Source organism: Roseomonas sp. TS2 (assembly GCF_058833935.1).
The window spans coordinates 1-10,885 of record NZ_JCACVY010000153.1; the positions used below are offsets into that span (position 1 = coordinate 1).

12 protein-coding genes are annotated in these 10,885 nt (G+C 73.0%); 2 read left to right on the forward strand and 10 right to left on the reverse strand.

Translation table 11 applies throughout. From position 1 onward, the window contains the following. The coding region (locus tag ACZJYS_RS18870; RefSeq protein ID WP_493179920.1) for a tripartite tricarboxylate transporter substrate-binding protein at nucleotides 1-314 on the forward strand (314 nt) is incomplete at its 5' end. 39 nt (nucleotides 315-353) lie between these two features. Here the strand turns inward: ACZJYS_RS18870 and ACZJYS_RS18875 are convergent. The 10 genes from ACZJYS_RS18875 to ACZJYS_RS18920 all read right to left on the reverse strand — a co-directional run bounded on the left by ACZJYS_RS18875 (nucleotide 354) and on the right by ACZJYS_RS18920 (nucleotide 9,923). Next, on the reverse strand, nucleotides 354-1,310 hold the full coding sequence (locus ACZJYS_RS18875; protein ID WP_493179921.1) for an ABC transporter permease: 957 nt from the start codon (nucleotides 1,308-1,310) through the stop codon (nucleotides 354-356). Then, nucleotides 1,307-2,827: a sugar ABC transporter ATP-binding protein gene (locus tag ACZJYS_RS18880; RefSeq protein WP_493179922.1), complete on the reverse strand. Its 1,521-nt coding sequence runs from the start codon at nucleotides 2,825-2,827 to the stop codon at nucleotides 1,307-1,309. Before ACZJYS_RS18880 ends, ACZJYS_RS18875 begins: the two co-directional genes overlap by 4 nt. Nucleotides 2,828-2,833: 6 nt before the next feature. Further along, complete coding sequence (locus ACZJYS_RS18885) at nucleotides 2,834-3,796, reverse strand: sugar-binding protein (protein WP_109517605.1); 963 nt, start codon at nucleotides 3,794-3,796, stop codon at nucleotides 2,834-2,836. 151 nt (nucleotides 3,797-3,947) lie between these two features. Beyond that, on the reverse strand, nucleotides 3,948-4,718 hold the full coding sequence (locus ACZJYS_RS18890) for an SDR family NAD(P)-dependent oxidoreductase (protein ID WP_493179923.1): 771 nt from the start codon (nucleotides 4,716-4,718) through the stop codon (nucleotides 3,948-3,950). Nucleotides 4,719-4,885: 167 nt separating this feature from the next. Next, entirely contained in the window at nucleotides 4,886-5,743 is an 858-nt protein-coding gene (locus tag ACZJYS_RS18895) for an HpcH/HpaI aldolase/citrate lyase family protein (protein ID WP_493179924.1), read from the reverse strand. Beyond that, nucleotides 5,740-6,204, reverse strand: a complete 465-nt coding sequence (locus ACZJYS_RS18900) for a MaoC family dehydratase (protein WP_493179925.1) — start codon at nucleotides 6,202-6,204, stop codon at nucleotides 5,740-5,742. Before ACZJYS_RS18900 ends, ACZJYS_RS18895 begins: the two co-directional genes overlap by 4 nt. A 19-nt stretch (nucleotides 6,205-6,223) precedes the next feature. Then, on the reverse strand, nucleotides 6,224-7,390 hold the full coding sequence (locus tag ACZJYS_RS18905) for an acyl-CoA dehydrogenase family protein (RefSeq protein ID WP_493179926.1): 1,167 nt from the start codon (nucleotides 7,388-7,390) through the stop codon (nucleotides 6,224-6,226). Nucleotides 7,391-7,393: 3 nt separating this feature from the next. Next, nucleotides 7,394-8,530 carry a CaiB/BaiF CoA transferase family protein gene (locus tag ACZJYS_RS18910; protein ID WP_493179927.1) on the reverse strand — a complete coding sequence of 379 codons (1,137 nt, stop codon included), beginning with the start codon at nucleotides 8,528-8,530 and terminating at the stop codon, nucleotides 7,394-7,396. Next, the gene (locus ACZJYS_RS18915) at nucleotides 8,527-9,519 is read right to left on the reverse strand and encodes a Bug family tripartite tricarboxylate transporter substrate binding protein (protein WP_493179928.1); all 993 of its coding nucleotides are present in this window, start codon (nucleotides 9,517-9,519) and stop codon (nucleotides 8,527-8,529) included. The genes ACZJYS_RS18910 and ACZJYS_RS18915 overlap by 4 nt, the downstream gene beginning before the upstream one ends. Then, complete coding sequence (locus ACZJYS_RS18920) at nucleotides 9,516-9,923, reverse strand: cupin domain-containing protein (protein WP_109517549.1); 408 nt, start codon at nucleotides 9,921-9,923, stop codon at nucleotides 9,516-9,518. Before ACZJYS_RS18920 ends, ACZJYS_RS18915 begins: the two co-directional genes overlap by 4 nt. 109 nt (nucleotides 9,924-10,032) lie before the next feature. Between ACZJYS_RS18920 and ACZJYS_RS18925 the strand changes: the two genes are divergently transcribed. Beyond that, nucleotides 10,033-10,885 (forward strand): LysR family transcriptional regulator (locus tag ACZJYS_RS18925; RefSeq protein WP_493179929.1); only part of this gene is annotated, 853 nt, incomplete at its 3' end.

Consider the following 10,885-nt stretch of genomic DNA (forward strand, 5'->3'; position numbering starts at 1 on the left):
CCCTGGCGCAGACGGGCGAGACGCGCTCCCCCCTGCGGCCGGGCATCCCCACCCTGATCGAGAGCGGCGTGGCCGGCGTTTCCGCCCGCGCCTTCTGGGGGCTGCTGGCGCCGGCGGGGGTGCCGGACGCGGTCATCGGCCGCTTCCACGCCGCCCTGCAGGAGGCGCTGCGCCAGCCCGCCCTGCGCCAGCCGCTGGAGAGCCAGGGGGTGGACGTGGTGGCCTCCACCCCGGAGGCATTCGAGACCTTCCTGGCGGAACAGGCGAAGATCTGGACCGCCGTGGTGCGCGAGAAGAAGATCTCGGCCAACTGAGGGCGGCCGGGGGGAGGCCGCGCGCCTCCCCCCGGCCCTTCAGGCACCGGCCAGCGCCGCCTTGCGCCGGCCGAATTGCTGGTCGGCCAGCACGCCGAGCAGGATGACGCTGCCCATCACCGCGAAGTTCAGCGAGGAGGGGATGCCGAGGATGTTCACTAGGTTCTGCAGGATCTGCAGCAGCACCGTGCCGAGCACGATGCCGAGCACGCTGCCCTCCCCCCCGCGCAGCGAGCAGCCGCCCAGCACCGCCGCGGCGATGGCGTAGAGCTCGTAGAAATTGCCGAAGGAGGAGGGCGAGACGGAGCTGGTGTAGAACACCAGCAGCACGGTGGAGAGCCCCGCCAGCAGCCCGCCCAGCAGGTAGGCGCCGACCACCACCGCGCGCGTGTCGATGCCCGAGTGCCGCGCCGCCTCCTCGTTGCGCCCCACCGCGTAGAGGTAGCGGCCGAACACCGAGCGGTGCAGCAGCACCCCCACCACCAGCGCCACCACGAGCAGCGCGATGAAGGGGTGCGGGATGCCGAAGCTGCGGCCGGAGGCGAGCCAGGTGAGCGTGTCGAGGTCGCCGGCATAGCCGAAGCCCATCGTGCCGTCCTGCGTGTAGTAGCGGGCGGCGCCGCGGTAGATCAGCAGACCGCAGAGGGTGACGACGAAGGGCTGCAGCCCCAGCCGCGTCACCAGCACCCCGTGCAGCGCGCCGAGCAGCAGCCCCGCCACCAGCACCACCAGCACGGCGAAGGGCCAGAACAGCTCGTAATTCACCAGCAGGTCGACGAAGACGACGCCGAGCAGCGCCAGCATCGCCCCCACCGAGAGGTCGATGCCCGCCGTGATGATGATCAGCCCCTGGCCGATGCTGAAGATGCCGAACAGGCCGATGAGGTTGGCCATGTTCAGCAGGTTGACTGTGGAGAGGAAGAGCGGGTTGAGGAAGGCGGTGATGGCGCCGATCACCACCAGCAGTGCGCCGAGGCCGAGATCCTTGCGGTTCACGCGGCGGCCTCCTCGCCCTGGCCGATGGCCAGGCGCAGCACCGCCTGCTCGCTGAACAGGTCGCGGTCCAGCATGCCGCTGATGCGGCCCTCATGCATCACGGCGATCCGGTCGGAGACGCCGATCACCTCTTCCATGTCGCTGGAGATCATCAGGATGGCCACCCCCTCGTCGGCCAGCGCGCGCATCAGCGCGTAGATCTCGCCCTTGGCGCCGGCATCGATGCCGCGCGTCGGCTCGTCGAACAGGATCACCCGCGGCGCCATGCTGAGCCACTTGGCCAGCACCACCTTCTGCTGGTTGCCGCCCGAGAGCGTGGCGGCGACGACGCCGACATGCGGCGCCTTGATGCGCAGCGCCCGCGCCTGCCGCTCCGCCGTGGCAGCCTCCTTCCGCCGGTCCAGCAGGAACAGCCGCGCGAAGCTGTGCAGCGAGGCGAGGCTGACATTCTCGGCGATGGGCATGGAGAGCACGAGGCCCGCCGCCTTGCGGTCCTCCGGCACCAGGTAGAGGCCGGCGCGCACCGCGTCGCGCGGCGAGGCCAGGCGCAGCGGCCGCCCGTCCAGCAGCACCCGTCCGCCGCGCGGCGGGTCGAGCCCGAACAGGGCGCGAGCCAGCGAGGTGCGCCCGGCCCCCACCAGCCCGGCCAGCCCCAGGATCTCGCCCGCGCGGATCTCCAGATCCGCCCGCGCCTGGGGGAAGGCGTCCGTCACCAGCCCCTCCGCCTTCAGCCCGCCCGGCCCGGGGGCGCGGCGCGGCGGCGTGTAGAGGGCGCGCAGCTCCCGCCCGATCATCAGCCGGATCATCGCCGCGTGGCCGATCTCGCCGCGCTCCAGCGCGCCGGCGAGCTTTCCGTCGCGCAGGCAGACGACGCGGTCGGCGCAGTCGACGATCTCGGCCAGGCGGTGGGTGATGTAGATGATGGCGGTGCCCGCGGTGCGCAGCTCCTGCACCACGGCGAGCAGCCGCGCCGTCTCCGACAGCGTCAGCGAGGAGGTCGGCTCGTCGAAGATGATGATGCGCGCCTCGGCCGCCAGCGCCTTGGCGATCTCGACGAGCTGGCGCTGCGCGATGGAGAGCGCGGCCAGCGGCGTCTCGGGCGTGAAATCGGCGCCGAGCCGCGCCAGCAGCGGCCGCACCCGCGCCGCCGCCGCGCGCCGGTCGAGCAGGCGCAGCGGGCCGCCGCGCAGCGGCTCGCGCCCGAACAGCACGTTGGCCGCCACGTCGAGATTGTCGAAGAGGTTCAGCTCCTGGTGCACGAAGGCGATGCCGGCGGCCTGCGCGTCGGGCACGGTCAGGCGGGGCCATTCCCGCCCCCCCACGACGATGCGCCCGGCGCTGGGGGCGACGACGCCGCCCAGCACCTTCATCAGCGTGGACTTGCCGGCGCCGTTCTCGCCGATCAGCCCGAGCACCTCTCCCGGCCGCAGCCGCAGGCTCACATCGTCCAGCGCCCGCACGCCGGGATAGCTCTTGCTGATGCCCTCGAGCGACAGGATCGGGGCCATCCCGTCCATGGCGGCCTACCGGCTCCGCAGCAATTCGCGCATCTGCGCCTGGAACTCCTGCACGTTGCTCTTGTCGATGATGCGGGTGGGCACGATGATCTGCTTGTTCTCGGGGATGAAGGAGCGGTCCCCCTCCAGGTACTTCACCATGCCGACCATGCTGCGGTAGCCGAACTCGTAGGGCTGCTGCACCACGGTGGAATGGATGGTGCCGTCCGCCACGCCGCGCAGCGTCAGCCCGTCCTCGTCGAAGCCGACGATGCGGACCTTGCCCTCGCGCCCCGCGCCCTTCACCGCCTGGTAGATCTGCGGCGTGTTGTAGGCCCACAGCCCGACCATCAGGTCGATGTCGTCGCGGCGCGCCAGCGTGTCCTCGACATTGCGCTTGGCGCGCGCCATGTCGCTCTCGTCGGTGCGGATGTCGGCCACCTCGATGTTGCCGCCCTGCAGCGCCTCGCGGATGCCCTGCACGCGCTCGCGCGCATTGTCGGCGTCCATGGTACCGACGAAGAGCATGGCCTTGCCGCCCTGCGGCAGCGCCGCCTTCATCTGCCGCCCGGCCTCGCGCCCGGCGGCGACATTGTCCGTGCCGATATAGACGGCGCGGTTGCTGTTGGGCGCGTCGCTGTCGGTGGTGAACAGCACCGCCTGGGCGGCGGCGCGGTTCAGCATGTCCGTGCTGTTGCCGGGGTTGATGGCGGAGATGGCGATGCCGGCGACACGCCGCGCCAGCAACTCGTCCACGATGCGGCGCTGCTCGGCGGCGCTCGCCTGGGCGGGGACGATCATCTCCATGTTGTATTGCGGGTATTCGCGGTTCGCCTTCTCGATGCCGCGGCGCGCGATGGTCCAGAAATCGGCCGAGACGTTGACGACGAAGGCGAGGGTCTTCTTGTCCTGCGCCGCCGCGCCGCGCGGCAGGGCGGCGGCGGAAAGCGCGAAGGCGGCCGGGGCGGCCAGCAGGCTGCGGCGTTGCATCATGTCCCTCCCAGGACGTTGAGGCCCGGCTCCCTCTCGTTCGGCGGGGGAGTCTCGGGCCGGTCAGGCCAGCGGAGGAATTTGGCCCCGAGGGCCAGCTGCGCCGCCAGCCGAAGCTGGCGGCGGCATCATCACCTTTCCGCGAATGACCTCAGGTCCAGCCGCCATCGACGACGAATTCCTGCGCCGAGCACATGGCGGAGGCGGCGGAGGCGAGGAACAGCGCCATGTCGGCGATGTGCGCCGGCATCACCCGCCCGGCCAGCACCTGCCCGGCCTCGATCTCGCGCTCCGCCTCCGGCGTCACCCAGAGCGAAAGCTGGCGCTCGGTCATCACCCAGCCCGGCACCAGCGTGTTCACGCGGATGCCCTGCTTGCCGTAGTCCCGCGCCAGGCCGCGGGTCAGCCCGTGCACCGAGGCCTTGGCCATGGTGTAGGCGGGCATGCCGCCCTGCCGCAGCTTCCAGCTCACCGAACCGAAATTGACGATGGAGCCGCCGCCCGCCCGCTGCATCTGCGGCAGGATGGCCTGCGCTGCGAAGAACAGCGGCCGCTGGTTGATGGCCATGCGGTCGTCCCAGTATTCCGGCGTCACCGCCTCCGGCTCGTGGCGCTGGTCGTTGGCGGCGTTGTTCAGCAGCACGGTGATGTCGCCATGCGCCGCGGCGGCTTCGGCGATGGCGGCGCGCAGCGCGGCGATGTCGCGGATGTCGCAGGGCAGGAACAGCGGCGCCACGGCCCCGGGCAGGGCGGCAACCCGCTCCGCCAGGGCGCGGCTCGCCTCCTCGGCGATGTCGACGAAGGCGACACGGGCGCCCTGCAGCGCGAAGGCCTCGGTCAGCGCGGCGCCGATGCCGCTGCCGCCGCCGGTGATGAACACGCTGCGGTCGCGCAGGTCGGGATAGATGGCATTGGGGGTCATGGCGTCTCCTGCCGGCGCTGCTGCCCCGGCGCCCGGAGGCGGCGCCCCTTCGGGCGGGGCCGCTTCCTGGCGGGGGTCGCCGGCAGCATGCGTCCGCGCGCCGCTTCAGGCCAGGGCGATCTCGCCCACGGCCATGACAGGGTGGAGAGGGCGGCGCGGCGCCCGCCTCAGCCCTCCACGCTCTGCAGGATGCGCCGGGCCAGCCGCAGGTGCAGCCCCTCGATCATCCGCCCCTCCAGCGAGAGCACGCCCTGGTCCGGGCTCGCCGCGAAGGCCGCCACCACCGCGCGCGCCCAGCTCTGCCGCTCCGCATCCGGGGTGAAGGCGGCGTTCACCGGCGCGATCTGCGCGGGGTGGATGCAGAGCTTGCCGGCGAAGCCGTCGCGCGCCGCCTCCGCCGCCTCGCGCGCCAGACCCTCGGCGTCGCGCGGGTCGGGGTGGGGGGTGTCGAGCGCGGGCAGGCCGGCGGCGGCGGCGGCCAGCAGCATCGCCGCCCGCGCCTGCCGCACCGGCGCGGCATAGGCCCCCGCCGCGTCGCGCGGGGTGACGCCGATGTCGGAGGAGAGGTCCTCGGCGCCGAAGCACAGCGCCCGCAGGCGCGGCGGCGCGCCGCGGTAATCCAGCCCGTGCAGCGAGGCCGCCGTCTCCGTCACCAGCGCCAGCACGGCGGTGCGGCCCGGCGCCTGCCCGGCCGCCACCTCCAGCGCCTCCAGGTGGTGGTCGAGCGCCAAGATGTCGGCCATGCCGGCGCATTTGGGCAGCATCACCGCCGCCGGCGCGCCCGGCAGCACCGCCGCCAGATCCTCCAGGTACCAGGGCGTGCCGCGCGCATTCACCCGCACCACCACCGGGCGGCCGGCCAGCCCCGGCAGCATCGCCGCCAGCGCGGCGCGGGCGCCGGCCTTGGCCGCGGGCGCGACGGAATCCTCCAGGTCCAGCACCACGCCATCGGCCGGGCCGTCCAGCGCCTTTTCGATCTTGCGCGGCGAATCCCCGGGCGCGAAGAGCAGGCTGCGCAGCCTCATGCCGCGCCCTCCGCCGGGCGGCGGCGCATCAGCGCGGCGCGCTCGCAGCTTGCCACCACCTCGCCGCGCTGGTTGTAGGCCTCGTGCCGCAGCGTGACGATGCCGGCATCGGCGCGCGAGCGGCTGGGCCGCGCCGAGACCACCATGCTGCGCACGCCGAGCGTGTCGCCGGCGAAGACCGGCACGGGGAAGCGCACATCCGTCATGCCGAGATTGGCGATGGCGGTGCCGTTGGTGGTGTTGTGCACGCTCATGCCGATCATCAGCCCGAGCGTCAGCAGCGAGTTCATCAGCGGCTTGCCGAACTCGCTGTCCTTCATGAACTCGGCGTCCAGGTGCAGCCGCGCCACGTTCATCGTCATGCCGCAGAACAGCACGTTGTCGGCTTCCGTCAGGGTGCGGCGCCAGCCGGCGTCGATCTCCAGCCCCTCGGTCAGCTCCTCGAACCACAATCCGCCCATCGGTCTTCCTCCCCGCGCTTCAGTAGGATTTCGGCAGCCCCAGCACCTTCTCCGCGATGAAGCAGAGGATGAGCTGGGGGCTGACGGGCGCGATGCGCGGGATCATCACCTCGCGCAGGAAGCGCTCCACATGGTATTCCTTGGCGTAGCCGAAGCCGCCATGCGTCATCACCGCCTGCTGGCAGGCGCGGAAGCCGGCCTCGGCGGCGAGGTACTTGGCGGCATTGGCCTCGGCCCCGCAGGAGAGGCCGCGGTCGTAGCGCCAGGCCGCCTGCAGGATCATCAGCCGCGCCGCCTGCAATTCCATCCAGTTGGCGGCCAGCGGGTGCTGGATCGCCTGGTTCTGCCCGATCGGCCGGCCGAATACGCGCCGCTCCCGCGCATAGGCGGTGGCCCGCTCGAGCGCCACGAAGCCAAGGCCCGCCGCCTCGGCCGCGATCAGGATGCGCTCCGGGTTCAGCCCGTGCAGGATGTACTCGAAGCCGCGCCCTTCCTCGCCGATGCGGTCCTCCTCCGGCACTTCCAGCCCGTCGAAGAACACCTCGTTGGAATCCACCGCCTTGCGGCCCATCTTCTCGATCTCGCGCACCGAGACGCGGCTGCGGTCGAGCGTGGTGTAGAACAGGCTCAAGCCCTCGGTGCGGCGCTTCACCTGCTCGATCGGCGTGGTGCGCGCCAGGATCAGCGCCTTCTCCGCCACCTGCGCGGTGGAGATCCAGATCTTCTGCCCATGGATCACGTAGCGGTCGCCACGCCGCTCGGCGCGGGTGCGCAGGCGGGTGGTGTCGAGCCCCGCATCCGGCTCGGTGACGGCGAAGCAGGCCCGCTCCTTGCCCTGGATCAGCGGCGGCAGCATCCGCCGCTTCTGCGCCTCGCTGCCGAACACCACCACCGGGTTCAGCCCGAAGATGTTCATGTGCACGGCGGAGGCGCCGCTCATGCCGGCGCCGGATTGCGAGATGGCCTGCATCATGATGGCCGCCTCGGTGATGCCGAGGCCGGCGCCGCCATATTCCTCCGGCATGCAGATGCCGAGCCAGCCATCCCGCGCCATGGCCTCGTAGAATTCCTGCGGGAAGCCGCCCTCGCGGTCGTGCCTGAGCCAGTACTCGTCGCCGAAGCCGGCGCAGATGCGCGCGGCGGCGTCGCGCACCGCCTCCTGCGCCTCGGTCAGGGTGAAGTCCATGGCTCAGGGTCTCCCGGCGGGTTGCGACCAGAGGGCGGGGGCGGCGGGGTCCAGCGGCGGCGGCGGGCCGGGCTCGGCCGGCGGCGTGCCGGACCAGCGGCCGAGCGGCGCCGGGCTGCGCAGCACCCGCCCATCCGGCATCTCCACGCGCCGCCAGAAGCCGGTGGCTGCCAGGTGCGGATCCTCCAGCAGGCCGGGGATGTCGTTCACCGGGGCCACGGGGATGTCGGCGTCGGAGAGGCACGCCATCCACGCCGCCGTGCCGCGCTCCAGCAGCGCCTCGGCCACGCGGCCATAGGCGTGGTCGATATGGGCCTGGCGCGCGGCGTGGGTGGCGAGGCGCGAATCCTCCGCCAGCTCCGCCTCGCGCCCCACCAGGGCGAAGAAGCGGCGCCAGTGCGCGTCGGTGTAGAGCAGCACGGCGATCCAGCCATCGGCGGTGCGGTAGGGGCGGCGCTGCGGCGACATCAGCCGGGCGTAGTGCGGCCCGCCCTCGGGCGGTTCGAAGCTCAGCCCGCCAAGATGGTCGCCGGCCACGAGGTCGGCGAAGGTCTCGAACATCGGCACCTCCACCTCCTGCGCGATGCCGGTGCGCTCGCGGCAGGCCAGCGCCGCCATCACGGCGAAGGCGAGATGCGCGCCCACCACGCGGTCCGCCAGCGTCAGCGGCACATAGGCCGGGTCGCCGCCGCGCGCCGCGCCGATGGTGGCGGCGAGCCCGCCCGCCGCCTGGATCAGGTCGTCATAGGCCGGGCGGGCGGCGTAGGGGCCGCCCGCGCCGTAGCCATAGGCGCAGGCGACGATCAGGCGGGGGTTGGCCTCCGCCAAGTCCTGCCGCCGCAGGCCGAGCCGGGCGGCGGCGTCGGGGCGCATGTTGTGCACCAGCACGTCCGCCTCCGCCGCCAGCCCGCGCAGCGCCGCCTGGCCCTCCGGCGACTTCAGGTCGAGCACCACGCCGCGCTTGCCGCGGTTGAGGTGGGCGAACATCGCGCCCCCCTGCCCGGCGCGGCGCAGCACGTCGCCCTCCGGCGGCTCCACCTTCAGCACCTCGGCGCCGAGGTCGGCCAGCAGCCGCGTGGCATAGGGGCCCATCACCACGGTGCTGGCATCCAGCACCCGCAGCCCGGCGAGCGCGGTCATTCCTTCTCGATCCCGGCGGCCTCGATCAGCTCGCGCCACTTCACCAGCTCGGCGCGGACGAAGGCGTCGAGCGTCTCGGGCGGGCCGGAGAAGGCCTCGAAGCCGAGGGCGGCGAAGCGCTTCTGCACCTCCGGCCGCTCCACCGCGCGGCGGATGGCGGCGTTCAGCGTCTGCACCACCGGCCCGGGCAGCCCGGCCGGGCCGAACACGCCGTTCCAGGAGGTGATGTCGAACCCCGCCAGCCCGGCCTCGGCCATCGAGGGCATGTCGGGCATCAGCGCCGAGCGTTCCTTCGTGCTCATCGCCAGGGCGCGCAGCTTGCCGGCCTGCACATGCGGCAGCCCCGCCGCGAGGTCGACGAACATGCAGGTCACGCGGCCGGCCATCACGTCCGTCATGGCGGGCGGCGTGCTGCGATAGGGCACGTGCAGCATCTCCACGCCGCCCATCCGCGCCATGGTGGCGCCGGCGACGATGCCGGTGCTGTTGCCGCTGGCGTAGGAGAGCCGGCCGGGCTGGCGCCGCGCCAGCGCCAGCAATTCCTCCACGCTGCGCGCCGGCACCGCTTCCCCCACCACCAGCATGAAGGGCAGGTTGCCCATGCGCGCGATGGGGGTGAAGTCGGCCACCGGGTCGTAGTCGATCCGCTTCATCAGCGAGGGGTTGGCGGAATGGCTGGTGTTGGTGGTCATGAACAGGGTGTGGCCGTCCGGCGCGGCCCGCGCCGCCGCCATGGCGGCGATGGTGCCGTTGGCGCCGGCGCGGTTCTCCACCACCACGGGCACCTCCAGCGTCGGCCCCAGCAGCTCGGCCAGGATGCGCGCCACGGCGTCGGTGCCGCTGCCGCCGGCGAAGGGCACCAGCAGCGTCACCGGGCGCTGCGGCTTCCACGCCTCCGCGCGGGCGGGCCGGGCCAGCAGGGGCAGGGCGGGCAGCGCGGCGGCGGCGGCCAGCAGGGTGCGGCGGCGCGCCAGGGGGGCGGCGCTCATGCGTGGCCTCCCGCGCGGCGCACCACCTTGGCCGGGTCCTCGCCATAGGGCGGCGAGTAGATCACCAGCACCTGCACCGGCTCCTCGCTCACCACGGTGAAGATGTGCTCCTCGCCGGCGGGGAAGAAGCACATCTCGCCCGGCCCGATCTCGCGGCTCTGGCCGCACACCTCGGCGCGGGCGCGGCCGGCGAGCATGTAGCAGGCCTGCTCCATGCCGGGATGCGCGTGCGGCAGCGCCCCCTGCCCGCCCTCGATGGTGCCGAGCAGCACCTCCATCCGCGTCGCCCCCACCGTCTCGGGGGCGATCAGGCGGCGGTTCACCGTGCCGGTGTGGTTGGCGGGGCTGTAGCCGGGCACATCCTCCGGCCGCACGAAATAGCTGCGCTGCGGGGTCTCGGGCATCGGTTCCTCCTGGCGCCGGGCTTGCCGCCGGCTGTCTTCGCTGGAAATTCCGGACCCTGCGGGGCCATAAATCAATTGAAATTTTTTGCTCCCCCTATAGATATTTTTTATGACCGTTACCCTGAAGGGCCTGCGCGCCTTCAACACCGTGCTGCGCTACGGCAGCTTCACCCGTGCCGCCGGGCTGCTGCACATCACCCAGCCGGCGCTGACGGTGCAGATCCGGCAGCTGGAGGCGGCGCTCGGCCTGCGCCTGCTGGACCGCACGCCGCAGGGCGCCGAGCCCACCGCCGCCGGGCGCGAGCTGGCCCGCAGCCTGGAGCCGCTGCTGCGCGAGCTGGACCACACGGTGAGCAGCCTGCAGGACCTGGCGGCGCGGCGGCGCGGCGCGGTGCGGCTGGCGGCGCTGCCCTCGGTGGCCTCCGGCCTGCTGCCCGGCGCCATGGCGCGGCTGCTCGCCACCCACCCCGAGCTGCGCGTGCGGCTGCATGAGGCGGTGACCGGGCAGATCTACGAGATGGTGCGGGCCGAGCAGGTGGATCTCGGCATCGCCACGGACCTGGCCCCGGGCGGCGAGCTGTCGGTCGATCCGCTGTTCCGTGACCAGATCCTGGCCCTGCTGCCGCCGGACCACGCCCTGGCCGGCCAGGCGGCCATCCCGCTGGCGCGGCTGGCCAAGGAGCGGCTGCTGCTGCTGGAGCCCGACAGCAGCATCCGCCGCCTGGTCGACGAGGCCTTCGCGCGCACTGGGCGTATGGTCACGCCGGCGCAGGAGGCGGTGCACACCGGCACGCTGGTGGGTATGGCGCGCGCCGGGCTGGGCATCGCGCTGGTGCCCTCCACGGCGGCGGAGCTGCGCATGGCGCCGGAGCTGGCGGCGCGGCCGCTGGGGCCGCCCGGCATCCGGCGCATGGTGGGGCTGGTGCGGCGCAGCGGGCGCTCCCTGCCGCCGGCGGCCGAGG

Excerpts from the sequence above, each read along its gene's own strand:
- ACZJYS_RS18905 (WP_493179926.1), bottom strand. The coding sequence starts at position 7,390 with ATGGACTTCACCCTGACCGAGGCGCAGGAGGCGGTGCGCGACGCCGCC.
- ACZJYS_RS18900 (WP_493179925.1), bottom strand. The coding sequence starts at position 6,204 with ATGGGCGGATTGTGGTTCGAGGAGCTGACCGAGGGGCTGGAGATCGAC.
- ACZJYS_RS18895 (WP_493179924.1), bottom strand. The coding sequence starts at position 5,743 with ATGAGGCTGCGCAGCCTGCTCTTCGCGCCCGGGGATTCGCCGCGCAAG.
- ACZJYS_RS18915 (WP_493179928.1), bottom strand. The coding sequence starts at position 9,519 with ATGAGCGCCGCCCCCCTGGCGCGCCGCCGCACCCTGCTGGCCGCCGCC.
- ACZJYS_RS18885 (WP_109517605.1), bottom strand. The coding sequence starts at position 3,796 with ATGCAACGCCGCAGCCTGCTGGCCGCCCCGGCCGCCTTCGCGCTTTCC.
- ACZJYS_RS18920 (WP_109517549.1), bottom strand. The coding sequence starts at position 9,923 with ATGCCCGAGACCCCGCAGCGCAGCTATTTCGTGCGGCCGGAGGATGTG.
- ACZJYS_RS18910 (WP_493179927.1), bottom strand. The coding sequence starts at position 8,530 with ATGACCGCGCTCGCCGGGCTGCGGGTGCTGGATGCCAGCACCGTGGTG.
- ACZJYS_RS18890 (WP_493179923.1), bottom strand. The coding sequence starts at position 4,718 with ATGACCCCCAATGCCATCTATCCCGACCTGCGCGACCGCAGCGTGTTC.
- ACZJYS_RS18880 (WP_493179922.1), bottom strand. The coding sequence starts at position 2,827 with ATGGACGGGATGGCCCCGATCCTGTCGCTCGAGGGCATCAGCAAGAGC.